General features: G+C 34.2%; 21 protein-coding genes and 1 pseudogene. 13 read left to right on the top strand and 9 right to left on the bottom strand.

The features are described 5' to 3' along the window. The first annotated feature begins 86 nt into the window (after positions 1 to 86). Positions 87 to 2,678, top strand: a complete 2,592-nt coding sequence (mutS, locus tag MTP08_RS14040; protein ID WP_243576475.1) for a DNA mismatch repair protein MutS — start codon at positions 87 to 89, stop codon at positions 2,676 to 2,678. Positions 2,679 to 2,683: 5 nt separating this feature from the next. Here the strand turns inward: mutS and MTP08_RS14035 are convergent, their stop codons facing one another. Both MTP08_RS14035 and MTP08_RS14030 read right to left on the bottom strand, forming a co-directional pair. Further along, positions 2,684 to 3,127 carry an energy transducer TonB gene (locus MTP08_RS14035; RefSeq protein ID WP_243576474.1) on the bottom strand — a complete coding sequence of 148 codons (444 nt, stop codon included), beginning with the start codon at positions 3,125 to 3,127 and terminating at the stop codon, positions 2,684 to 2,686. Positions 3,128 to 3,183: 56 nt separating this feature from the next. After that, positions 3,184 to 4,059, bottom strand: a complete 876-nt coding sequence (locus MTP08_RS14030; protein WP_243576473.1) for an energy transducer TonB — start codon at positions 4,057 to 4,059, stop codon at positions 3,184 to 3,186. Between the two features lie 119 nt (positions 4,060 to 4,178). Between MTP08_RS14030 and MTP08_RS14025 the strand changes: the two genes are divergently transcribed. After that, positions 4,179 to 4,580, top strand: coding sequence for a ribosomal maturation YjgA family protein (locus MTP08_RS14025; RefSeq protein WP_243576472.1), 402 nt, complete (start codon positions 4,179 to 4,181; stop codon positions 4,578 to 4,580). Positions 4,581 to 4,582: 2 nt separating this feature from the next. Here the strand turns inward: MTP08_RS14025 and MTP08_RS14020 are convergent, their stop codons facing one another. Genes MTP08_RS14020 through MTP08_RS14010 form a run of 3 tightly spaced genes read right to left on the bottom strand, consistent with a single transcriptional unit; the run spans position 4,583 to position 7,382 of the window. After that, positions 4,583 to 5,503 carry a YARHG domain-containing protein gene (locus MTP08_RS14020; protein ID WP_243576471.1) on the bottom strand — a complete coding sequence of 307 codons (921 nt, stop codon included), beginning with the start codon at positions 5,501 to 5,503 and terminating at the stop codon, positions 4,583 to 4,585. A gap of 4 nt (positions 5,504 to 5,507) precedes the next feature. After that, a complete protein-coding gene (locus MTP08_RS14015) occupies positions 5,508 to 6,146 on the bottom strand; it encodes a DUF2306 domain-containing protein (RefSeq protein ID WP_243576470.1) in 639 nt (212 codons plus the stop codon). A gap of 33 nt (positions 6,147 to 6,179) precedes the next feature. Beyond that, positions 6,180 to 7,382 carry a BaiN/RdsA family NAD(P)/FAD-dependent oxidoreductase gene (locus MTP08_RS14010; protein WP_243576469.1) on the bottom strand — a complete coding sequence of 401 codons (1,203 nt, stop codon included), beginning with the start codon at positions 7,380 to 7,382 and terminating at the stop codon, positions 6,180 to 6,182. 278 nt (positions 7,383 to 7,660) lie between these two features. Between MTP08_RS14010 and MTP08_RS14005 the strand changes: the two genes are divergently transcribed. The 8 genes from MTP08_RS14005 (at position 7,661) to MTP08_RS13970 (ending at position 19,006) form a co-directional block, all read left to right on the top strand. After that, positions 7,661 to 8,155 (top strand): acyl-CoA thioesterase, encoded by a 495-nt coding sequence (locus MTP08_RS14005; RefSeq protein WP_209388730.1) that lies wholly within the window; start codon positions 7,661 to 7,663, stop codon positions 8,153 to 8,155. Between the two features lie 72 nt (positions 8,156 to 8,227). Beyond that, positions 8,228 to 9,292 carry a thiamine-phosphate kinase gene (gene thiL, locus MTP08_RS14000; RefSeq protein WP_243576468.1) on the top strand — a complete coding sequence of 355 codons (1,065 nt, stop codon included), beginning with the start codon at positions 8,228 to 8,230 and terminating at the stop codon, positions 9,290 to 9,292. A gap of 305 nt (positions 9,293 to 9,597) precedes the next feature. Further along, a complete protein-coding gene (locus MTP08_RS13995; RefSeq protein ID WP_243576467.1) occupies positions 9,598 to 12,300 on the top strand; it encodes a carboxypeptidase-like regulatory domain-containing protein in 2,703 nt (900 codons plus the stop codon). A gap of 129 nt (positions 12,301 to 12,429) precedes the next feature. Beyond that, positions 12,430 to 13,341, top strand: a complete 912-nt coding sequence (locus MTP08_RS13990; RefSeq protein ID WP_243576466.1) for a GLPGLI family protein — start codon at positions 12,430 to 12,432, stop codon at positions 13,339 to 13,341. Positions 13,342 to 13,570: 229 nt separating this feature from the next. Next, positions 13,571 to 13,756, top strand: coding sequence for a FeoA family protein (locus MTP08_RS13985; RefSeq protein WP_243577764.1), 186 nt, complete (start codon positions 13,571 to 13,573; stop codon positions 13,754 to 13,756). Then, positions 13,743 to 15,713, top strand: coding sequence for a ferrous iron transport protein B (gene feoB / locus MTP08_RS13980; RefSeq protein ID WP_243576465.1), 1,971 nt, complete (start codon positions 13,743 to 13,745; stop codon positions 15,711 to 15,713). The genes MTP08_RS13985 and feoB overlap by 14 nt, the downstream gene beginning before the upstream one ends. Positions 15,714 to 16,118: 405 nt before the next feature. Continuing rightward, complete coding sequence (gene glmM, locus MTP08_RS13975; RefSeq protein ID WP_243576464.1) at positions 16,119 to 17,501, top strand: phosphoglucosamine mutase; 1,383 nt, start codon at positions 16,119 to 16,121, stop codon at positions 17,499 to 17,501. 125 nt (positions 17,502 to 17,626) lie between these two features. Beyond that, complete coding sequence (locus MTP08_RS13970; RefSeq protein WP_243576463.1) at positions 17,627 to 19,006, top strand: tetratricopeptide repeat protein; 1,380 nt, start codon at positions 17,627 to 17,629, stop codon at positions 19,004 to 19,006. A 152-nt stretch (positions 19,007 to 19,158) separates the two neighbouring features. Here MTP08_RS13970 and rpmA read toward each other — a convergent pair whose 3' ends face one another. From rpmA to MTP08_RS13955, 3 genes and pseudogenes are all read right to left on the bottom strand, one after another. Continuing rightward, on the bottom strand, positions 19,159 to 19,416 hold the full coding sequence (rpmA, locus tag MTP08_RS13965) for a 50S ribosomal protein L27 (RefSeq protein WP_111953703.1): 258 nt from the start codon (positions 19,414 to 19,416) through the stop codon (positions 19,159 to 19,161). Positions 19,417 to 19,469: 53 nt separating this feature from the next. Next, positions 19,470 to 19,829, bottom strand: a pseudogene (gene rplU / locus MTP08_RS13960) (50S ribosomal protein L21); the annotation flags it as partial. 79 nt (positions 19,830 to 19,908) lie between these two features. Next, positions 19,909 to 20,802, bottom strand: a complete 894-nt coding sequence (locus MTP08_RS13955) for a GLPGLI family protein (protein ID WP_243576462.1) — start codon at positions 20,800 to 20,802, stop codon at positions 19,909 to 19,911. 80 nt (positions 20,803 to 20,882) lie between these two features. Here MTP08_RS13955 and MTP08_RS13950 point away from each other — a divergent pair, with 80 nt between their 5' ends. Beyond that, positions 20,883 to 21,974, top strand: a complete 1,092-nt coding sequence (locus MTP08_RS13950) for an acyltransferase family protein (RefSeq protein WP_243576461.1) — start codon at positions 20,883 to 20,885, stop codon at positions 21,972 to 21,974. Positions 21,975 to 22,007: 33 nt separating this feature from the next. Here MTP08_RS13950 and MTP08_RS13945 read toward each other — a convergent pair whose 3' ends face one another. After that, positions 22,008 to 22,241 carry a hypothetical protein gene (locus MTP08_RS13945; protein ID WP_243576460.1) on the bottom strand — a complete coding sequence of 78 codons (234 nt, stop codon included), beginning with the start codon at positions 22,239 to 22,241 and terminating at the stop codon, positions 22,008 to 22,010. A 130-nt stretch (positions 22,242 to 22,371) separates the two neighbouring features. Here MTP08_RS13945 and miaE point away from each other — a divergent pair, with 130 nt between their 5' ends. Together miaE and MTP08_RS13935 are read left to right on the top strand one after the other, a co-directional pair. Then, the gene (gene miaE, locus MTP08_RS13940; protein WP_243576459.1) at positions 22,372 to 22,953 is read left to right on the top strand and encodes a tRNA-(ms[2]io[6]A)-hydroxylase; all 582 of its coding nucleotides are present in this window, start codon (positions 22,372 to 22,374) and stop codon (positions 22,951 to 22,953) included. Between the two features lie 4 nt (positions 22,954 to 22,957). Further along, a complete protein-coding gene (locus MTP08_RS13935; RefSeq protein ID WP_394803778.1) occupies positions 22,958 to 23,575 on the top strand; it encodes a DUF502 domain-containing protein in 618 nt (205 codons plus the stop codon). Positions 23,576 to 23,640: the final 65 nt, after the last annotated feature.

Below are 23,640 nucleotides of genomic sequence, written 5' to 3'. Positions count from 1 at the left end.
TTTAGATTTTTGTTGTCTCGGTTATCTCCTTGAATACTTTTGTTTTATTTCTTACTTTTACCGTCCCAATTGTAAGACAGATTGTAATGGCAAAAGCAGCGAAAAAAGAAACCCCTTTAATGACTCAGTATAACACCATCAAGGCGAAATATCCGGATGCGCTTTTGCTGTTCAGAGTAGGTGATTTTTACGAAACTTTTGGGCAGGATGCTGTAAAAACATCACAGATTTTAGGAATTGTTTTAACGAAAAGAGCCAATGGAGAAGGGCATATAGAGCTTGCTGGATTTCCGCATCATTCTGTAGATTCTTATTTGCCGAAGCTTGTGAGAGCAGGGATTAGAGTTGCCATTTGTGACCAGTTGGAAGATCCTAAATCGGTAAAAGGAATCGTAAAGCGTGGCGTTACGGAACTGGTAACTCCGGGAGTAACGTTCAACGATCAGGTTTTAACATCGAAGAAAAATAATTTTCTTCTATCGCTTCACAAAGAAAAAGAAAAATACGGAATTGCTTTGGTAGATATTTCTACGGGAGAATTTCTGGTAAGTGAAGGTAATTTGGAAAAACTCCTGCATATCGTAAGCACGTTCGATCCTAGTGAGATTATTTACCAACGCAGTGTTCAGATTCCGGAGCAACTTAAGAATAAAAATGTTTTTAAGCTTGAAGATTGGGCTTATCAATATAATTTTGCATACGAGAAACTTACCAATCATTTTAAAACCAATTCTTTAAAAGGTTTTGGGGTAGAAAATTCTCAATTGGCGATTACAGCAGCAGGAGCTATTTTCGCTTATCTTGTGGAGGATACTCATCACAACTTATTGGCACATATTACCAAAATTCAGGTAATTCCGCAGGAAGATTATCTGATGATGGATCATTTTACGCTCAGAAATTTAGAAATCGTTTATCCGAGCAATGCCAAAGGGAAATCACTTTTGGATATTGTAGATAAAACGTCTACACCAATGGGTGGAAGGCTTTTAAGAAGAAGAATTATACTTCCTTTAAAATCGGTTCATGAGATTAACAGAAGGCTTTCTTTAATAGATTTTCTCAACGAAAACGATCATCTAAAGTATGAAATCTCTGTTTTGCTCCGTTCAATTTCAGATTTAGACCGATTAATGGGAAAGCTGGCTGCCGAAAAAATTTCTCCTAAAGAATTGGGATATCTTCGACAAAGTCTTATCAATATTCAGAAAATTAAATACTTACTGCATCCTCATGCAGATGTTTTGGCGTGGTTGGAACCCATAAATAATTTGGATGAACTCATTGTTTTACTGGAAAATCATTTGAATGACGAACTTCCCGTAAGTCTTGCCAAAGGAAATGTAATTAAAGAAAATATTTCGGTTGAGTTAGATCATCTTCGTGGGCTTCAAAGTAAAGGAAGAGGATTTTTGGATGAAATGTGCCAAAGAGAAATAGAAAGAACAGGTATTTCTAGTCTGAAAATAGATTTTAATAACGTGTTCGGATATTTTATTGAGGTCCGAAATACCCACAAAGACAAAGTACCTGCCGAATGGCTGAGAAAGCAAACGTTGGTGAATGCAGAGCGGTACATCACAGAAGAGCTGAAAGAATACGAAAATCAGATTCTAGGTGCAGAAGAAAAAATTAGTGTTTTGGAAAATGAACTTTACCGTAAAGTTTGTTCTGATACTATGATATATATTGATAAAATTCAGGAAAACTCTACTATCATTGCACAGTTGGATGTAGCTGTCGGATTATCTGAACTGGCTGTATCTGAAAGCTATACCAAACCGGTACTGAATGAAAATTTTTCTATCGATCTGAAAGAAGCAAGACACCCGATTATAGAAAATGCACTTCCGTTAGGTGAAAAGTACATTCCGAATGATATTTTTTTAGATAAATATTCTCAGCAGATTATCATGGTTACAGGACCCAACATGGCGGGGAAATCTGCCATTTTGCGTCAGACTGCAATTGTGTGTCTTTTGGCTCAGATAGGCAGCTTTGTACCTGCAAAACATGCAGAAATAGGAGTTTTAGATAAAATATTTACCAGAGTAGGAGCAAGTGATAATATTTCTGCGGGCGAATCGACTTTTATGGTTGAAATGAACGAAGCGGCGAATATTCTTAATAATATTTCGGAAAGAAGCCTGATTCTTTTGGATGAAATCGGACGCGGAACGTCTACCTACGATGGTGTTTCTATTGCATGGGCAATTGCAGAATACCTTCACCAACATCCTACACAGGCTAAAACTTTGTTTGCCACTCATTATCATGAACTGAATGAGATGACCGTGAATTTTGAAAGAATTAAAAATTTTCATGTTTCTATTCAGGAAAATAAAGGAAATATAATTTTCCTCAGAAAACTTGTTCCGGGTGGAAGTGAACACAGTTTTGGTATTCACGTAGCAAAATTGGCAGGAATGCCATCAAAAGTTGTGAACAGAGCCAATGAAATTTTGAAAACCCTTGAAGCAAGCCGTTCTCAAAGTGGAGGATCTTCAGAAAGCATTAAAAGAGTGACGGAAGAAAACATGCAGTTATCATTTTTTCAGCTGGACGATCCTGTTTTGGAAAATATTCGGGAAGAACTTACAAAAATCGACATCAATACATTGACGCCGATTGAGGCTTTGATGAAATTGAATTCAATTAAAAAAATGATCGGAGGGTAAAAATTTTAACTGATTTTTATTGTTAAAGGTATTTTATATCGGCTTCTTACAGCTTGTCCTTTAATTTTACCCGGTTTCCATTTGTCTTTAATGCTTCGTACCGCTTTTTTAACTTCGGCATTGAATTTTTCGTTGGAGCCGCTTACTTTTACATCGGTCATACTGCCGTCTCTTTCTATGATGAAACTTATTAAAGCTTTGAGATCGTTTTCTCCATTTTCAGGGTGAAAAGCATTGGTGTCGACAGCATTCTGGAATTGAGTTCTAAAAGCTGAAATTCCTTCAGGAAAATCGGGCATTACATCTGGATTTTTATAAACTATCAGGAAATCTATGGGCTTATTCTTGTCCTCTTGAGAAACCGGAAGAGGCACTTCAGTGGAGCTAGCAACTTGCCCAAAAGCGGTAATGCTAAAAATTAAAGCTATTGCGGTAATAATATATTTCATAAGTTTTCCCAGGTAATTATTTAACTTATTGGATGTTGTCCAGAAACCAATGCAATTTAATCATACTTTTTGCTAACCAAAGGGAAGTAAAAAAGATACCGTACAGGTTTCCCGTTTATTGTGGCTGGTTTCCAACGTTCAGTTAATCTACTGATTCCTAATTCTGCTTCTTTAACGTGTTTTTTGTTTTTTCCTACTGCGGTAACATTTCTTACATAACCGTTTTCTTCAACAATAAAATAAAGATGTACATCTAATTTTTCATTGTTTTTAAGATTCAGAGTTTCAATAGCTTCAAAATATTTTCTTTTAAAAGCTTTCATTCCGTTAGGGAATTCGGGTGCTGTATCTGCTTTAGAAACAACCCCTTTTAGATCAAAAACAGTTTTTAGATAATTCAGATCCGGAATTTCGGCTGCGTTAATATTCTGAAGCTTACTATTTTCGTCTTCTTTGTTGTCCTCAATAAAAGTTTCTGTGGAAACAGGAAAAACCATAAGATACCTTACCGCTTGATTTTTAATGGTAGCAGGTTTCCAGCGTTCAAAAACTTTCTGCATGGCTGTTTCTGCATCTTTATTCAGTTTTTTATTTGGAGAAATTGCGATGTAATTTCTTACGTATCCGGTTTTTTCTACAACAAAATAAAGACGTACATTATCTTTTTTAGAATGAGAAACTTTGTAAAACTCAAAAAATCTTTTTCTGAATTGTTTCATTCCACCCACAAATTCAGGTGTTGTATCTGCACTTAATGCAACATCTTTCAAGTCGAATTTTTTCTTTAAAAAATCTAAATCTGTAGCAGATATTGAATCTGAAACCGGAATTGTATTTATTTCAGGATTTTTTGAGGCAACCGAAGCAGAATCTTGTGCAGATAAGAAAACACTGCTAATTACTGCAATAGAAATTAGGATGGTTTTAATCATTTTGTTTTTAATTGTGGAATTTTTAAATCAGGATTTGATTCCAGTTAATGATTGCAAAGTTAAGATATTTAGAATTATTTGTAATTTGTTTTATATTTACATTACAGTAACATTTTAAAATGGTGGAAAACAAAGATTTCGATTTCAAGCTAAAATTCAGCATCCCTTTTTTTGTTCTTACAATTTTGCTTTTTTTAGTAGAGGTTTTAATCGCGACAAAGCTTAGAGATGTTTTTTTTGTGCGTGCCTATTTAGGGGATGTAATTGCTGTAATATTACTTTATACTTTTGTTAGGACTTTTTTACAAATAGACAGAGAAAAACTGATCATCGGAATTTTTATTTTCTCGTGCCTCGTAGAGTTTGCACAGTATTTAAATATTGCCGAAAAATTAGGCTTCCAACCAGGAAGCCTAATGTATATTGTTATTGGAAATTCTTTCTCGTGGATAGATATTTTGTGTTATGCAGTTGGATGTCTGATCGTTTATACCTCCTTCCAATTCAGGAAAAAGGGTTAAGATTATCTCCCAAACTGGTCATACTTATCTTCTGCGTATTGAATAAAACGGTTCAGTAAAGCAACATTGTCTTTTTCCAAGGGAGTAAGCTCGCCATCAACATTGTTAGAAACCGGAATATACCAGTCTGTCTGCTCAAAAAAATATCGGTACGTAGGTTTTTTAAATGCATAGCCGTGTCTTGCAAAAACTGCATTTTTAATAATTTCCATATCGAGTTTTCTGAGGTTTTTTAAGTCTTTTTCGGTAAGCTTTTGCCTGGAAGCATTGATCTTAAATATGGCTTTAGAAGCATATCTATTTTTTGAGGCGGTAAAAGTTTCGGTTTTCCCAGTTTCTTCATCCGTATATTTTTCTTTAGAATATTTGGTATTTTCCCAGTCTACCACATCAGAATTTTCATCCAGCATAAAATTGGGATTATAAACAAACTCCTTTTTAATCAGCTTCAGATTTTTCAAAGGTGCTTTTACTGCAGACTTGTTGAAGGCTGTCCATTTCCCGGTGATACTGTCGTTTTTGAGTTTCACTTCAAACCTTCCGTCGGTTTTATCATTTCCGGGTTCATCCAAAACAAAAGTTTGGGAACCTTCTTTAAAAACCCCTCTGAAAGGTCTTTGAGCTCCATCTACAATGCTTTGTCCGTAAACGCTGTCTTTGGTAATCCTGTTGATTTTTAATGAGATTTTTTTGAAATCAATTCCATCATAATACTCCTTCGTCTCGCTGTCATAGACTTGACCTCTCCCCTCAAAATCGCCCATGTAAATACCGTAATACTCTTTATGTACTTCGGGAACGATTACAGAATCTTTCTTTACAGCTAAGCTGTCTTTAGACTTCGCATGGGTTTCCGTCTCTTTTTTACAGGAAGATAAACTGATGACAAAAAGGGCAATTAAAGAAATTTTTAAAATTTTCATACAATTAAATGTGTTTTTTTAAAATTAAATATTCTATTAAAATAATGTTTGGAACCCAACCCAACCACGCTATGATTTGATAGACATCCATCGGATTCGGGTGGAATAAATATACAATAATTACTTTCCACATTCTCAAGGTAATGGCAGAAATTGTCAATGCAAAACTTCGCCACATCCATTTTTTATGTTCTGTAAATTTTTTCTGTCGGGCTAATTGATAAGCTTTAAACGTTGAGAACCACCATAAACTCCCCAAAATCACAAATGAAATTTTAGAAAGAAATCCTCCATTGGCAAAAACTCCCATATAAATTCCTGATGGTGCTGCAAATAAAAGAATTAGAAAAACATATATTTTCCCTGTGCTTTTATGGAAATTTTTCACACCAAAATCTTTTCTGAGAATGGCTAAAAAACCGGTTAGTAGAACAAAAATACTTGTGTAAACGTGAGTGTAAAAAAAATAAAGATATTCTGGTCTGTCTGTAACTTCAGTTTGTTTAATCATTAAAAAACTTACATCACTTTTCAAAGGAATATATTCGAAGGTAATTTTCAACATCAGCCAAAAGAAATATCCGAACCCGATAATTAAAAGGATTTTGAATAAACTCGAAATATTTTTTTTAGCTGAAAGCATATTTTATTAAAATTCTTACGGAAAATAAACTTTTTATAATTGGTTCAAATCCTGTGCAATCAGCCAGGCTTCACTCCAACATGCCTGAAAATTAAATCCGCCGGTTACCGCATCAATATTTAAAACTTCTCCGGCAATATACAAATTAGGCAACAATTTTGAAGACATATTTTTAAAGTTAATCTCCTTTAAATCAACACCTCCAGCGGTTACAAATTCATCCTTAAAAGTAGATTTTCCGGTAACCTGAAATTTCTTTTTGCATAAATTTTCAAGAATCGTTTGCATTTCTTTGCCTGAAATATTTGCAATTTGTTTATTCAAATCGACTTTTGAAACTTCCAGTATTCTCTGCCAAAAACGATTGGTTACTTCAAATATTTTAGACTGTCCGATAGATTTCTTTGGATTCGATTGTTTAAAATTCTGAAATAGTTCTTCGGCATCATCAAAATCTTTGGAAATAAAATTAACTTCAATTTCAAAGTTGTATTTTACTTTTGCCAGATTAATGGCTTCCCAGGCAGAAATTTTTAAAATTGCAGGTCCCGAAAGTCCCCAATGCGTAATCAAAAGCGGCCCGCTCTCTTCGGTTTTCAGTTTGGGAATGGAGGTTTCTGCCATTTCGAAACTTGTTCCTGCCAAATCTTTCAGCAAATCATCTTTAATATTAAAAGTAAAAAGAGAAGGAACCAGATCAACGATTTTATGACCTAAATTCTCTATCATTTTTAAAGATTTTGGCGAACTTCCTGTGGTATAAATCACAAAATCTGCTTCAAAATCTCCTAAACTGGTTTTAACCGAATATTTTTCATCCGTTTTTTCAATCTCTTTAACCGAACATTTCGTTTTCACTTCAACCTTTTTCTGCTGAATTTCATTCAGAAAAGTATTGATAATGGTTTGCGAAGAATTGCTTTCCGGGAAAACTCTGTTATCATTTTCTATTTTCAACGATACTTTTCGTTTTTCGAACCAATCCATCGTATCTCCCGGCTGGAATTTGGTGAAAACACTCAGCAGTTCTTTGTTTCCGCGAGGATAAAACTGAACCAGCTCTTTTGGATCAAAACAGGCATGAGTTACATTGCAGCGACCACCTCCGGAAATTTTCACTTTCTGAAGAACGTCAGAATTCTGCTCCAAAATGGTGATTTTATATTTTTTTTCGTCAAGATTGGCAGCACAGAAAAATCCTGCAGCACCTCCTCCGATAATGATAATTTGTTTCATAATGATTTAATCTTATGCTGAAGATTATTTTTACAAAACTACAATTTTTATAAACCATCTTATTTGAGTAATTTTGGGAATTATAATTTTTGAATTTTAAAAGTAAATTAATAATCACAAGAGCTTTCATATTCATTCAATTTGTCATTCCGTAGGAATCTCAGTTGAAGAAAGGCTATTGTTTTTAGATTCCTGCGGAATGACAAACATAACGTTGATTTTCTAATAAAGAATTTGTGATCTTTTCTTTTAATTCAAACTAAACTATTTTTTTTAAAATGACTTTTTACCATACATTCGAAGTTCGCTGGAGCGATCTGGATGCCAATAAGCATCTTGCCAATTCTTCTTACGTGCAATACTGTGCACAGACCAGAATGGCGTTTATGAAAAAAGAAAAAATGGGCGTTACCCAAATGAGCCGTTGGGGCATTGGTCCTGTAATTATGCACGAAAGATTTTCTTTCTTTAAAGAAATTTTTGCCGATCAAAAGGTAATAGTAAGTCTTGAAATTGATGGTTGTGCAGAAGACGCATCCATTTACCGTTTTGTACATAAATTTTATCTCCCCGATGGTTCTCACTGTGCCACATCTGAAGCAACCGGGGTTTGGATTGATACGATGCTCAGAAAAATGACTTCTCCGCCGGATGATGTAGTGGAAGCGATGAACAAATACAAAACCGCCGAAACCATCCTAATGACAAGAGAAGATTTTAAAAAACTCCCTTTCCGCCCGGAAAATATAGATCCGGCAATTTTTAATAAATAAATGATAATTGATAAATAATGATTGATTTTTTCAGCATTTATCAATTATCCAACATCATTTATAATTTAACGTATGTTTGAAGATAAAGAGCAAGAATTAACGCCCATCTCAAAATTAGGAGAATTTGGTTTAATTAAGCATTTAACCGAATTTTTTCCATTATCCAATGAATCTTCGGAGCTTGGAGTGGGAGATGATGCAGCGGTTATAAATCCCGGAAATAAAAAAGTTATCTTAACTACTGATGTTTTGGCAGAAGGGGTCCATTTCAACTTAGGATATGTTCCTTTAAAACATTTGGGATATAAAGCCGTTGTGGTGAACCTCAGCGATATTGCCGCGATGAATGCCACACCCACACAGATTTTGGTTTCTTTAGCCGTTTCTAACCGTTTCCCGGTAGAAGCTCTGGAAGAAATTTATGCCGGAATCCAGACTGCATGTGCTAGATATAAAGTTGATTTAATTGGCGGAGATACAACGAGTTCCAACGCTGGTTTGGTAATGAGCATCACGGCAATCGGAATAGAAAACGATGAAAATATTGTCAAAAGAAATGGTGCAAAACCCAACGATCTTTTGGTGGTAACAGGAGATTTAGGCGGAGCTTATATGGGTCTTCAGATTCTGGAAAGAGAGCACGCCGTTTTTTTGGCTGACCCCAATATGCAGCCTGAAATGGAAGGTTATGATTATATTTTAGAAAGACAATTGAAACCGGAAGCAAGAACAGACGTAAAAGGAATTTTGGAACAGCTGGATATCAAACCAACGTCTATGATTGATATTTCCGATGGCCTGGCTTCAGAAATCCTTCACCTTTCGGATCAGTCAAATGTTGGTTTCAGATTGTATGAAGAAAAAATTCCGATGGATAATCTTACGATTTCCACAGCAGATGAATTTAATTTAAACCCAGTAATGGCGGCATTAAGTGGCGGAGAAGATTATGAATTGCTGTTCACAATTTCGCCCAATGATTTTGATAAGATTAAAAACCATCCGGATTTCACAATTATCGGTCACGCCGTTGAAAAAGAAGACGGGAACTTTATGATTGCAAGAGGCTCTAACCAGTTAGTTGCTTTAACGGCACAGGGTTGGGATGCTTTTTTAGGAAATCAGCAGAAAGATTAAAATTTAATTTTAAATATTGTGAAGCCACTGCATTTTGTAGTGGTTTTTTGTTGATTGTATTTTTATGAAACGAATTCAAGTTGAGTTCGAATGGGCTATAAAAATCAAATCTCATTATAACTATTTTTGTAGTGATAAAATATTGTCTTAGCTTTGCTTCAAAATATAAATCTCGGTATTGTGTAACAAAACAGATTTTGTATTAACTAATCATCCAGTTACAATATGAAGAAAATTGTTTTACCAGAGAATGTAAAATATATTCTTCTTTTACCAAGAAAATTTAGATAAATAAAACTCGACATATGAAAATAAAAATTTCTCTTTTTCTGATGTTTTTTTTCTCCATCATTACCTTTGCACAGAAAACGGTAAGCGGTGTAGTTACAGATGAAGACGGAGTAGCAATTCCAAGTGCAAGTGTTACGGTAGAAGAGCCGGGAAAAGATGCTATTCTGGCTTATGGAATCACCAATTCTAAAGGTGAATATAAAGTAACTTTCAGTTCATCTGAATCTAATGTAGATTTAAAAGTTAAGGCATTTAATCAAAGACCGCAGACTAAACAGATCACTAACAGCAATCAGAATATCAGTTTCAAATTACAGCCGGAAGCTACAGAAATTAAAGAAGTAAAGCTGAAAACCAAAATAATTACTTCCCGTGGGGATACCATCGCCTACGATCTTAAGGCATTCGACAGCAAAAGTGACCGTACTTTAGCAGATGTAATGAAGAAAATTCCGGGGATAGAAGTAAAAGCAGATGGTACAATTATGTATCAGGGTAATGCCATTAATAAATTCTATGTTGAAGGAAAAGATCTTATGGAAGGTGGTTATGGAACCATTAGCAACTCGCTTCCTAAAGATGCTGTTGCTAAAGTGGAAGTAATGGAAAATCACCAACCTGTAAAAATGCTTCAGGGTAAAATACCGTCAGATGCAGCTGCTATTAATATTAAACTTAAAAAATCGGTTACCATGACCGGTAGAGGTGAAGTTGGAAGTGGTTTTGGAGATCCTTGGCTATGGAATGTAAAGCTCACGCCTATGTTTTTCAGCAAAAAACAACAATGGGTGCTCAATTACAAAACCAACAACATGGGAGAACAGGTAGAAAATGAAGGAAATATTATAGGATTTGGAAGTTCTTGGGAAGGTCGTAGAGGAAATGCCTCTCAGAACAGTTGGTTGGGTGTAGAAAATGCAAGCGTTCCTAATCTTCCGGTAAGAAGATATTTATTTAATAACGTTCATTATTTGTCTGCAAATTACCTTACCAATATCGATAAAAAACAAGAGTGGGAGCTAAAAACCAACGCCAATTATACCAATAATGCTGTTGAAAGAGAATCTACGACTTACGTAACCGATTTTCAGCAAAAAACAGAGTATGGTTATAAGTTTTTAAATAATTTCTATACAGACAAGCTTAAGGGAGAATTAATTTTCACAAAGAATGCTAAAAAAGGATTTTTTAAAAATGTTACAACATTCTCTCAATTTTGGAATGCCGATAGAGCAGATGCCAACAGATGGGATGTTTCGGGTAACAGATACGGAAACCAGGCAGTACAGTCTCCAACTTCTTCTTTCCAAAACTCGCTAAGTACCATCATTCCTTGGAAAGAAAAAATGGTTAATTTAAAATCGTATATTAACTATCAGGATGATAACCAAACATTACAGATTACACCTGCAGAATACTTGAAAATTCCTTTTATTCAGAATTCGTCATTAACGACAATTCCGTTTGCTCCGGGAAGTATAGCTCTTCAAAATTACAGAATGAAAACTTTAGAAACATCTCATTCTGCCAACATTAGTTTTACTACAAAAGGATGGACGTTTACTCCGCAAGTGGGTGTAGATTTTTCAACAGACAAACTCACTACAAACTTTGATGGCACAACTACAGGGGTAAATGGAGCTCCGGATTTTAACAGTCCTCTCTATGACAACGCTCTGAAGTTTACAGAAATTACTCCATCTGCTTCCGTAGGAATTAATTATAAAAATGATGCTTGGAGCTTGTTTTCGAACATTCCTGTAAATTTTAACAGCATTAAAGCAGAAGATCCAACTAGAAACGTAAACAAATCTTTAAACAAAACTACTTTTACACCTAATATTTTTGTACAGTACAGTTTCGCATCGTTCTTTAAAGCAAGTGCAAGCGGAAATATCAGTAATAATTTTGGAGATATTCAAACGGCTTATGCGGGATATATTCTTACAAGTCCGGGAGGCTTTAATGTGATGAATGCCAATAATCCTATTCCGCAGACAACTTCAAAAAGTGCAGGAGGTAGATTAGAGTATAGAAACCCATTGAATAATTTATTCTTTAATGCGGGGTATAGAGTGAGCAATTCTAAGAATAACTTATTGGCGTCTAGCAGAGTTAATTCATCTGGTTTCAGTGTTATCGAATATATTGAAAGTGAAAACAGCCGTGAAACCAATACTTTGTATGGTGAGATTGGCAAATATTTCCCTAAATTCAAAACAAATGCATCTGTTACTTTTAACCAGTCTAACACAACATCGCAACAACTTAGAAATAATGATTTTATCGATAACAAAAATGTAGGAAATACTTTAGGTTTTAAATTCAACAACACCTATTTTTCTTGGATGAGTGTAGATTTTAATGCTTCTAAAGGCTGGACTAAGCAAGAAAACGGAATTCAGAACAATAAAACAGAAAGTTACAACCATAATTTGAGTGTATTCTTTTATCCAATGGAAAATCATACGTTAGGATTTTACTGGGATCAGATCAATTCTAATTTCGGAGATACAAAATACAAGAATGCTTTCTACGATTTGTCTTACCAGTTTAGCTGGGCAAGTAAAAAAATTGATTTTGAATTGAAATGGATGAATATTGCCAACAGAAAAGTTTTTGAAAGAATAGATCTGAATTTGGCAACGGTGTCGCAAACTACCATGCAGCTTCGCCCAAGTCAGGTGATGTTTTCTGTAAAATTCAACTTTAAATAAAATATTATAGCCAACTCTGAAAAGGGTTGGTTTTTTTCTTAAAATAAAAACTTAAAAACTGTAACAATTTCTAAAAAACCAATACTAATCTTCAAAAGATATTAATACAACGTAATTAAAAACAGACCTATGAAAAATATATTATCATTATTAATGGTTGCTGTATTTGCCTTCTCTAATGCCCAGGAAAAGGAAAGTTCTAACCGTTTTTTTTATGAATTAACTTTTAAGCCTAAAAAAGACTCAACTAAGCTGGATAAAGTGATTACCGTTTTGGATATTACAAATAAAGACAGATCTGTTTATCAGGATTATACAGTAATTTCTCAGGATTCTATTACTAAAGTAGAAATAGAAGCCATGCAGAAAGCTGGTGTTTATAAAGATCTTTCTAAGTCCCTGAAAACGCCGAAATTTTCTGCAAGAATTCACAAATATTATCCGGGGATGAAAATAGAGTATATCGACAAAGTTGCCAACGGAATGACACCAGTGAATATTGCTTATACAGAAGATTTAAAATTCAAATGGAAAATTTCTAATGAAAAGCAAAAAATAGGAGAGTATAACACCCAAAAAGCTACTACAGATTTTGGAGGCAGAAAATGGACAGCTTGGTTCTCTACAGATTTGCCTTTTCCAGATGGTCCTTATAAATTCTGGGGGCTTCCTGGGTTAATTGTGAAAATAGAAGACGATGCAAAAAATTACTCTTGGATCTTGCAGGGTAATAAAAAAGTAGATGATTATAAAGAATTTTCTTACATGGAAACGCTTGCACAAGCTACTGGAGGAAAACCAAAAGATTTAACAAGAGAAAAATTCGAAAAAACGTTCAGCGATTTTAAAAAAGATCCTTTTGCATCTGTAAGACCAATGATGAATCAGGCAATGCTTTCTCAACCAGTACCAGGAACAGATGGAACAGTAGGAGATCTTATAAAAAAACAGGAGAAAATGTATAAAGATTTCTATAATGCGAATGATAATCCTATAGAAGCAACTTACAACAAAACTTCTGCGGCAGTAATAGAGAAATAAATCTCTTTAGATACTACATTCTTATTCAACTAAATTATATTTTAATTAAACCCAGATACTATTACAGTATTTGGGTTTATTTATTTGTCGTTTCGCTATTTAGATTAAATTTAAATAACGTATATTTGCAGTTACAAAAATTTTTATTTTGCAAGACATCACTTTACTTAGCCTCAGTAGTTTTCCTAAAAATACATTAGGTGAAATTATCGGTTATGATAATGACGGAATGGATATGCCTGTGAAAATTATAGAAATGGGAATTCTACCTCATACAGTTTTCAAAATCCTTTATCAGGCTCCTTTCAACGGACCTTTGTATGTTGAATTTGGTGAAGAAAAAAGCAGAATAGCACTCCGCCCCGAAGAGGCAGATTTTATTATTGTAGAAGAATTGATAGATGCAGGAAAATAGCCACAAAAAAATACTTTTAGTTGGAAACCCGAATGTTGGGAAATCTACACTTTTCAACGCTCTGTCCAATAAAAAGCAAAAAACCGGAAACTATACCGGAGTCACCGTTTCGAGCCATTCCGGAAAATACACATTCAATAACGAAGAAGTAGAGATTATAGATCTACCGGGATCTTACAGTATTTATCCCACTTCAGAAGATGAAGCAATTTTATCTAAATTCTTGCTGGAAAATAAGCAGGATTATTCTGGGATCATCTATATTCTAGAGGCGTTGAGTGTAAAAAGAGGACTGCTCCTTTTTCAGCAGATTCAGGATTTGGGAGTTCCCACAATTTTAATTCTCAATCAGATTGATCAGGCAGAAAGAAGAGGAATTCATATCGATGTAGACCAACTTTCTTCTAAACTGAATGTAAAGGTTATTAAAACCAATGCTAAAGAACATTTAGGCATAGATATTATTAAAGAAGCTATTTTTAATGATGATTTTATCGCTGCAGAAAATCAATCGTTCAAGATACCTTCAGAACATCACGAAAAATTATCAGGAAATCAGTATAAAGATTGGCTGGATGTTACTTTCAACAAAAATAGAAAAGATAAAAGTTTAAATCCTAAAAGATTACAGGTTCAGGAAACGGTAAGAAGATATCAGAAAATTGATGATGTTTTGAATGAAGTAATATCCAAAAAACCTGAATTTAAGCAGCTTCTTACAGATAAATTAGATAAACTTCTTGTACATCCTGTTTTTGGATATTTATTTTTTCTGCTGGTGCTTTTGGTTATTTTTCAGAGCGTATTTTTTATCGCAGAATATCCTATGAACTTAATTGATGAGTTTTTTGGATGGCTTTCGGATACATCGGCAGAACATCTTCCGGTAGGACCAATCAATTCATTGGTTTCCAAAGGGATTATTCCCGGATTAGGAGGTATTATTGTTTTTGCTCCGCAGATTGGTATTTTATTGTACTTCCTTTATTTGCTGGAAGATTCCGGATATATGTCGAGAGTTATATTTTTAATGGACAGAATTCTCCGCCCTTTCGGTCTGAACGGAAAAAGTATTGTTCCGCTCGTTTCGGGAACGGCTTGTGCAATTCCTGCAGTTATTTCGACAAGAAATATAGAGAATCTTAAAGAAAGATTGCTTACCATTTTGGTAACCCCTTTTATGACTTGTTCTGCAAGATTACCTGTTTACAGTATAATTATAGGACTCATTATTTCAGATAAAACGATTTTCGGGATTCATTATAAAGCTTTGGTGCTTTTAGGAATGTATTTGTTAGGGTTTTTTGTTGCCCTTTTATCTGCGTTTATTTTGAAGCATTTTATTAAAGAAGAAAAGAAAACGTATTTGGTAATGGATCTTCCTACTTATAAAAAACCTTTGTTCGGAAACGATTTAAAATTGGTTTTAGGGAAAGTTTGGGAATTTATTACCGGAGCAGGAAAGATTATTTTTGTAGTAAGTATCATCGTTTGGGTTTTAAGCTATTTCGGACCTAAACAAAAACCCGGAGAATGGGTTTCAGCCGATGTCTCATTAGATCATTCTTATCTTGCCAGAATGGGAAAGGTTATAGAACCCGCTATTGCACCGTTGGGATACGACTGGAAGATGGGAGTAGGAATTCTTACGAGTTTTGTAGCACGGGAAGTTTTTGTAGGAACTATGTCTACTTTATACAGTCTGGATGATGATGTTCCTGAAGGAAAAGTGATCGATAAAATGCGGCATGATGTAAAACCGAATGGAGAAAAAGTTTTCAGTTTTGCAACAGGAATTTCTATTCTCTTATTTTACGCATTTGCTATGCAGTGCGTATCTACGATTGCTGTAGTGTACAAAGAAACTAAAAGTTTTAAATGGACAGCTTTGCAGTTGGTTATGATGACCGGTTTGGCATATTTTGTGTCGATGATTGTATATCAAACGTTAAAGTAAAATGAATAATTCGATGGTTTTTCAATATATAATAGTTGCGTTGATAGTAATTTTCGCATGCTATTCTTTTTACAGAATTCTCCGTAAAAATTTTTCGAGTAAAAAATTCACTTCCAAACGATCAAGTTGTAATAAGAATTGTGGTTGTTCTTAACCTAAAGGTTATGAAAATCGGCTTAAAAAATAGCTTGAAATAATTTTTATTGTCTGAGATTTTCTAAATTTTATATTCGATTCCTTTTCTAAGTATAGATTGGATGCATTCTTATTGCGTTATATTTCTTGTATGTGTATAAATGAGATCATTATTACGGAAATGTAAAGAAAAGATTTGTGAACATTTACATTGCGGGTATTTGAGTATCTTTGCAGAAAATTAATTCAATCAAATTAGAATAAACTACGATGTCATTAATAAAAAGTATTTCAGGTATTCGCGGAACAATTGGAGGTAGAGTAGGAGATAATTTAACACCGCTTGATGTGGTAAAATTTGCTTCCGCTTTTGGGACATGGCTTCAGAATAATAAAAATAAAAAAGATTTAACGCTTATTATCGGACGAGATGCCAGAATTTCAGGTTCTATGGTTAATTCGTTGGTTACCGCAACCTTACAAGGGTTAGGAATTCATGTGATAGATTTGGGATTATCTACAACACCGACTGTTGAGGTAATGGTTCCCGAGCTGAAAGCAGATGGAGGAATTATTTTAACCGCATCTCACAATCCTAAACAATGGAACGCCTTGAAGCTTCTAAACGAAAAAGGGGAATTTATTAGTGGAGAAAATGGAGCAGAAGTTTTAGCTTTAGCCGAAAGTGAAGATTTCAACTATGCTGAAGTGGATGATTTAGGGAAATACGAAACAAGAGAAGATGCTTTTGATATTCATATTCAAAAGATTTTGGATTTGCCAATGGTAGATGTAGAAGCTATTAAAGCAAAAAAATATAAAATTGTTCTGGATGCAGTAAATTCTACAGGAGGAATAGCGATACCAATGCTTTTAGATAAACTGGGATGCGAAACTGTAAAATTATATTGCGAACCCAACGGACAGTTTCCTCACAACCCGGAACCTTTGAAAGAACATTTGGGAGATATCTGTGAACTGGTAAAAAAAGAAAAAGCAGATTTTGGAGTTGTGGTAGATCCTGATGTAGACAGATTGGCTTTAATTGATGAAAAAGGAGAAATGTTTGGGGAAGAATACACCTTGGTTGCTGTTGCAGATTATTTACTGAAAAACAAAAAAGGAGTGGCAATTTCTAACCTTTCTTCCAGCCGGGCTTTAAGAGATGTGGCTCATGCGCATCACTCAGAATATTTTGCCAGTGCAGTAGGAGAGGTAAATGTAGTCAACTTAATGAAAGAGAAGAATGCAGTAATCGGTGGCGAAGGAAATGGCGGAATTATTTATCCGGATCTTCATTACGGAAGAGATTCTTTGGTGGGTGTTGCATTATTTCTAACACATTTGGCAAAAGAAAATAAAACTGTTTCGGAGCTCAGAGCAGGATACGCTAGCTATTTTATGGGTAAAAAGAAAATTGAACTTACTCCCGAGATTAATGTAGATGATCTTTTAACTAAAGTGGAAAAAGAATATCAAAATGAAGAGGTTTCTACTGTTGATGGTGTAAAAATAGATTTCGAAAACAATTGGGTTCATTTGAGAAAATCGAATACAGAACCTATTATCAGAATCTACACGGAGGCTAAATCGCAGCAAGAAGCAGATCAGTTAGGTGATGAAATGATAGCCAAAATCAATAGTTTGATTTAAAAAAAATAAAATCTATTTCATCATTTTAAAAATTATTATTATTAAATTTATAGTCATTAAGATTTTCAGAAGCGGGGATTAGAATATCTCATCTCTCAGGTCTTAAATCTTAAAACTCATTTATATTGGAAGAATATTTTGGAAATGAACTTGTAAAAAAGTTCGAAGAAATGATGGAAATCAACGATGAATTCTACTTTGATACGGAAGAGCTAGAAGACATTATTGTTTATTATTTGGAGCTTGGAGACTTCAATTACGCCGATATGGCAGTAAATTATGGTCTTAAGCTTCATCCCAATTCTCTGGATATCAAGATTAAAAAACTTGAAGTACTTTTGGAATGGGAAGACTTTAACACAGCAAAACAGCTGATAGATGAGCTTAAAGGTTCATCTATGGAAAATACAGATTTTCTGGTTTGTTATGCTAAGTATTATTCAAATTTAGGAAATCCTAAAAAATCTATAGAAATCTGCAAAAAAGCTTTGGAACTAGAGGAAGAGCAAAACTTTCTCAACAATTTTATTGCAGATGAGTATGTGAATCTTGGAGATCCTTTTAATGCACTTAAATACTATCAGCAAGCCCTTAAAGAAGATCCTTTGGACGATTACTCTTTAGAAAATATTATGATCTGTTTTAATGATCTTAATAAGAGTGACGAAGCTATCGCTTTTCTGAATGATTACTTAGACGAGTTCTCTTATTCTGAAATGGCTTGGAGTGAATATGGGCAATATTACTTTGTCCGTAAAAATTACGAAGAAGCCATAAAAGCTTTCGATTATATGTTGGCAATAAATTCCGGGTCTGTTGGAGTTTACGCCAGTAAAGCAGCATGTTACGAAGCGTTAAACCAATATCAGAAAGCTATTTCTGTGTATGAAGAGATGCTGGAATTAGAATATACCAAAGCATTTACATATTACAAAATAGGATTGTGCTATAAAGCTTTAAAACAGCCCATAATTGCACTTAATTATTTTCAGAAATCTTTAAGAGAAGATCCGCAGTTTTATCTTTCGATGATGGAGCAGTCTTATCTTTATGAAGAAATGGGTGGAATGCCGGAAGCTCTTCATTTTGCAAAAGAAGCTACATTGTTGAATGACGATAACCTCGATTATCAGAAAAGGCTTGCATTTCTCTTTATTGATGCCGGAAAGTTTGAAGAAAGTCTTACCTGTTTAAAAAAATTGGTAGATGCAGAACCGTCCAGATTTTACAATTGGTATGCTTATTCTGAAGTTTTGATGTTGGTAGGAGAATATGAAGAAGCGGTAACTATTTTAGAAAACGCAATAAAATACCATTACCGTGCAGAATTATTCTATCAGCTAAGCAACTGCTTCTTCAACTTAAATGAAAAGGAGAAAGGCACGAAGTCACTTAAAAAAGCTCTAGACTTAGATCCTACACTTGTTTCTGATATGCAGAAAAAATATCCTTATATTAAAGATGAGGTAAAGAAAGTAAAATCGAAAGAAAAGAAAAGAGGCTAATTTCAACCAGCCATAAAGTAAAAAGTCCGGAAGCAATTCTGGACTTTTTTATGAATGTATGTTTATTAAAATCTTTATAGATTATTTTACCATAAAAAAAACACTGAAAGCAAAGCTTTCAGTGTTTTTTTCGTATAAAACGCCGATCTGGATTAAGCGTTCGGTTCTACAGATACAAAAGATCTGTTGTTTGCTTTCTTTCTGAAAACTACTTTTCCGTCTACTAATGCAAACAAAGTGTGGTCTTTACCTATACCCACGTTTTCACCTGGGTGGTGTTGTGTACCTCTTTGTCTAATGATGATGTTTCCGGCAATAGCTTCTTGTCCTCCGAAAATCTTCACACCTAATCTTTTAGAGTGAGATTCTCTACCGTTCTTGGAACTACCAACTCCTTTCTTGTGTGCCATTTTATTTTAAGGTTTTTTGGTTTAAATTATTCTGCGCTTTCAGTTGCTTCAGCGTCAGCTTTTTTAGTTGTTTTCTTTGCTGGTTTTTCAGCTTTCTTACCTTCAAATCCTGTAATACCAGTGATTTTGATCTGAGTAAGAGATTGTCTGTGACCGTTTTTCACTTCGTAACCTTTTCTTCTTTTCTTTTTGAAAACGATTACTTTATCAGCTTTTACGTGGTCTAAGATCTCTGCCTCTACAGTGATTCCGTTTACAGCTGGGGCGCCTACAGTGATTGCTCCGTTTACAGTAAGAAGAATTTTATCGAAAGATACTTTTCCTCCTTTATCTCCTTTTAAACGGTTTACAAACAACTTCTGGTCTTGCTCAACTTTGTATTGAAGCCCTGCTATTTCTACAATTGCAAACATTGTCTATAAATTTTTAGTTAATTCGAGGTGCAAATGTAAGGATTTTTTATTCACTAACAATATGATTTTGAGATTTTTTCTATTTTTTGTATAAGTTTAATTCTAGCTGGTTATTATTTGTTTTGAATTTCTCTGCCATAGATTGCTCAAAATACTTAATAATTTCTGCTTTATCTGTAAGTTTTGCCCCTCCTTCTGTGGTAACGGTCATTGTTGTATGAGGGTCTGCAAGATCTAGTTTAATATCTTTCGCAGGATCATTTTTATAGGACAAATACAATTTTTTATATTGAGTTGGGGTAACTTTTACGCCATTAAACTCATGCTTTGCCTCTTTTTCCAAATCCCAAATATAGTTCCAGGAATGGTCGTTTGCAGTTAACTTTCTATTTCCTTTCAGCAAAAACTGATGAGATTTTGTTTTGTCCTGAAGTTTTACAATTAATCCCGGCAAACCATGAAATTTGTAAGGACCATCTGGAAAAGGTAAATCTTTAGAAAACCAAGCTTCCCAAATTCTTCCTCCAAAACTCAAAGTTGCTTTCTGGCAATTATAATTTTCAATTTTTTGTGTTTCGGGGAGAATGTTCCATTTCAAAATAGGATTTTCCTCGATAATAAGATTTGTTTCCTCAATTTTAGTAAACCAAGTCGTTTTTGTGACAGGATAAGGTTTTTCAACTAAATAAGAGACATTCCAATCTTCCATATTGGTAGAATAACTAATTTCGTTTGGATTGATTTTTCTTTGTTTAATAATAGAATTATTCGCAATAGAATCACTTGCAAATTTTGCCTGACCGTAGAAATAAGATTTTTCAGGAAAAATATCCAGATTTACAAACTCTTTTTTGAGGCTGTCTGTTTTTGTTGAATCTATTTTGAATTGATATTCGTAAATAAAACGGTTTCCCTGCGCCGAAAGATTTAGAAAAGCGAAGAACACCAAAAGGGAGCAAAAATTAAATTTCATTGTTCCTGATTAATTCTCCAAATATAGAAATTAAATCGATTCTCTTTTATTTGTATTTTTGAGAAATATTCCAAATTTAGATGAACAGAGATCTTTACATCGATTTTGCCAAAGGACTTGCCACACTTTCCATTATTTTTATCCATACAGCTTTTTGGTCTGGGCAGTTTTATATTATTCCGGAAATCAGAGTGTTTTCACTGGTATTTGATGTCGCACTTTTCTATGCACTAAGCGGAATTACTTCTGGCTCAAACATAGAAAAAACCTTTTACCGTTTACTGAAATTACAGATCACTTACATGCTTTTTGTAACGCTACTTTTCTTTTTAGATTATTTCTTTAAAATTTTCGGTTTAACTTTTTTCTCGCTAGATTGGCTTCAGAAGTTTTATTCTACTTTCGGATCAAAATATGCGGCAACAAGCATTTCCACTGTTCCGCAATGGCAGAATTTAGGCAACTGGTATCTTCATGAATACACTAATGCAGACACTTTTCCCGTAGTAATGGGAAGTTTCTGGTATCTGAAAGTCTATTATATTTTAACTGTTTTCGGAGTTTTAATTCTAAGATTTTTCCCTAAACATATTAATTGGTTTATCGGAATTTGTATCGGTTTAACATTGCTTTTCAATATTTCCCCTGAAATTTATCCGAACGGACAAGTCGGTTACGTTGCATTTTATCTGACGGTTTTTCTGGTTGCCAATAAAATGAGAGGAAAAACAATTCCTACAAAAATGATTCCTCTACTTTATGGTTTGGTTGCAGCAGCATTACTTTGGATGTTTTGGTATTTTGGGAATGATATATTCTATAAAATCAACAAGCAAAAATTTCCACCAAAAATCCCTTATATCATTTGGTCTTTATTTTCTCTTACAACACTTTTTGTGTTTTATAACCGTCTTAAAATTAACAAAGAAAACTTTATAACCTACGTTGGAAAAAATGCCATTTTCTTTTATTTCGGACAGGGAATCAGCTCTTCGCTTGTTTATTTCTTCGTCGTTCCCATGAAAGAATTGATGCCTTGGTGGGTTTTGATGATTCTTATTTATATAATGAATGTCATTTTAGCGTTTATCATTTCGGCTGGTCTGAAGAAATTTGATGATTTTGGCTGGAAGGTTTTGGAATTTTTAAGAAAAAAAACCGCCACAAAGTAAGAGGCGGTTATCAATTTTTTTTAGACTAAATCTTTAATCTTTACTCGATCTTCCGCCACGTACAAGAACGGCAACCAAAATAATAAAGAGGATTGCTCCTATAATAATGTACACTGGGTTGGCGTACCATTCTTCGGTTTTGGTGGTAGTGGTGGTAACTTCTACTTTAGGAGCTGTTTCCTGAGCGAAAGCAATAACTCCTGAAAAAAGTGTAAAAATGAAAAAAGCAAATTTTTCCAATTTTTTTGTGAATAATGATGTGTTCATTCTTTTGATTTTAGTGTTGGTATAATATAATCTAACATTATGCCATGATTCTTCATAAAATAGGAACGAAAAGCAAATTCTTATCTAAAGAATATTTATTTTATTTAAATTTACAGAAATTTTTAAAGTCATGTTTAAGCTAAAACTTCCTACCGATCCGAGGTGGGCGAATATTGCAGAGGGAAATCTTCAGGAAATTTTAACCGATCACGCATGGTGCGAGCAGAAAGCAGCTACCAATGCTATCGGACTTATTACCATGCTTCCGGAATATCCAGAGATTGTAACCGAACTTTTGGCAATTGCTCAGGAAGAATTAGAACATTTTAATCAGGTTCATGAGATTATAAAAAAACGGGGTTACACTTTCGGACGCACAAGAAAGGACGATTATGTAAACGAACTGGTTAATTTTATTCAGAAAGGCGGAAACAGAGATACTTTAATTATTGATAAAATGCTTTTTGCTGCGATGATTGAAGCCAGAAGCTGTGAGAGATTTAAAGTTTTAACCGAAAATATAAAAGACGACGAACTTAGAGAATTTTATAAAGAGCTGATGATTTCTGAAGCCAATCATTATACCACATTTATAGGGTTTGCGAGACAGCTCGGTGATCCTGAACAGGTGAATAAAAGATGGGAAGAATGGCTGGAATATGAAGCAAAAATCATTCAGTCTTACGGAAATAAAGAAACCATACACGGATAAACAGTTGAAAAAACCAACGTTTGAAAGCATGACCAATCTTTTCCTGAAAAATTTTTTTCAGGGACTTTTAATTATTGGTCCCATCGGGCTTACCATCTATGTCATTTATTTTGTAATTACTTCGATAGACAATATTATACCTTCGGTTGCCAAAGTAATTCCCGGATTGGTTTTTATATCCACCCTACTCGTTACGGCGTTACTGGGTTTTCTGGGAAACAAATTTGTGGTGGGAAGGTTTTTTGTAGATGCGGTAGACCGGCTTTTAGAGAAAACTCCGGGTATCAAACATATTTATTCTCCAACAAAAGATGTAATGTCTTCATTTGTGGGAGATAAAAAGAAATTCAGTGATCCTGTTTGGGTAAAAACCAATGAAAATCCGGAAATCTGGAGAATTGGTTTTCTTACTCAGAAGGAAATGGCAGATGTGGATAAACATAATTATGTTGCGGTTTATTTGCCCCATTCTTACGCAATTTCGGGATGGGTAATTGTAACGGAAGAAAAAAACATAAAACCTGTAGTTGGGATGACGGCGGCTTCTGCAATGAAATTTGCGGTAAGTGGCGGTGTTGCAGGTTTTCATTCAGATGAAAATATATTTAAAGCTCCTGAGTAAAGTTCTTTTACTCCTTTAAATACATCTGATGATTTGAAATTCATTTTTCAATTCAATTTTTCTTT

Origin of the sequence: Chryseobacterium oryzae, from assembly GCF_022811665.1 — a bacterium.
In the GTDB taxonomy this organism is placed as follows: domain Bacteria; phylum Bacteroidota; class Bacteroidia; order Flavobacteriales; family Weeksellaceae; genus Chryseobacterium; species Chryseobacterium oryzae.
This window is presented reverse-complemented; position numbering and strand designations above follow the sequence as displayed.

Coding starts and splice junctions, on each gene's coding strand:
- mutS (WP_243576475.1), top strand. CDS start 87: ATGGCAAAAGCAGCGAAAAAAGAAACCCCTTTAATGACTCAGTATAAC.
- MTP08_RS13955 (WP_243576462.1), bottom strand. CDS start 20,802: ATGAAATTTAATTTTTGCTCCCTTTTGGTGTTCTTCGCTTTTCTAAAT.
- MTP08_RS13950 (WP_243576461.1), top strand. CDS start 20,883: ATGAACAGAGATCTTTACATCGATTTTGCCAAAGGACTTGCCACACTT.
- glmM (WP_243576464.1), top strand. CDS start 16,119: ATGTCATTAATAAAAAGTATTTCAGGTATTCGCGGAACAATTGGAGGT.
- MTP08_RS14020 (WP_243576471.1), bottom strand. CDS start 5,503: ATGAAAATTTTAAAAATTTCTTTAATTGCCCTTTTTGTCATCAGTTTA.
- rpmA (WP_111953703.1), bottom strand. CDS start 19,416: ATGGCACACAAGAAAGGAGTTGGTAGTTCCAAGAACGGTAGAGAATCT.
- MTP08_RS14035 (WP_243576474.1), bottom strand. CDS start 3,127: ATGAAATATATTATTACCGCAATAGCTTTAATTTTTAGCATTACCGCT.
- MTP08_RS13945 (WP_243576460.1), bottom strand. CDS start 22,241: ATGAACACATCATTATTCACAAAAAAATTGGAAAAATTTGCTTTTTTC.
- MTP08_RS14025 (WP_243576472.1), top strand. CDS start 4,179: ATGGTGGAAAACAAAGATTTCGATTTCAAGCTAAAATTCAGCATCCCT.
- MTP08_RS14015 (WP_243576470.1), bottom strand. CDS start 6,146: ATGCTTTCAGCTAAAAAAAATATTTCGAGTTTATTCAAAATCCTTTTA.
- MTP08_RS13990 (WP_243576466.1), top strand. CDS start 12,430: ATGAAAAATATATTATCATTATTAATGGTTGCTGTATTTGCCTTCTCT.
- MTP08_RS13985 (WP_243577764.1), top strand. CDS start 13,571: ATGGATATGCCTGTGAAAATTATAGAAATGGGAATTCTACCTCATACA.
- MTP08_RS14010 (WP_243576469.1), bottom strand. CDS start 7,382: ATGAAACAAATTATCATTATCGGAGGAGGTGCTGCAGGATTTTTCTGT.
- miaE (WP_243576459.1), top strand. CDS start 22,372: ATGTTTAAGCTAAAACTTCCTACCGATCCGAGGTGGGCGAATATTGCA.
- MTP08_RS14005 (WP_209388730.1), top strand. CDS start 7,661: ATGACTTTTTACCATACATTCGAAGTTCGCTGGAGCGATCTGGATGCC.
- feoB (WP_243576465.1), top strand. CDS start 13,743: ATGCAGGAAAATAGCCACAAAAAAATACTTTTAGTTGGAAACCCGAAT.
- thiL (WP_243576468.1), top strand. CDS start 8,228: ATGTTTGAAGATAAAGAGCAAGAATTAACGCCCATCTCAAAATTAGGA.
- MTP08_RS13995 (WP_243576467.1), top strand. CDS start 9,598: ATGAAAATAAAAATTTCTCTTTTTCTGATGTTTTTTTTCTCCATCATT.
- MTP08_RS14030 (WP_243576473.1), bottom strand. CDS start 4,059: ATGATTAAAACCATCCTAATTTCTATTGCAGTAATTAGCAGTGTTTTC.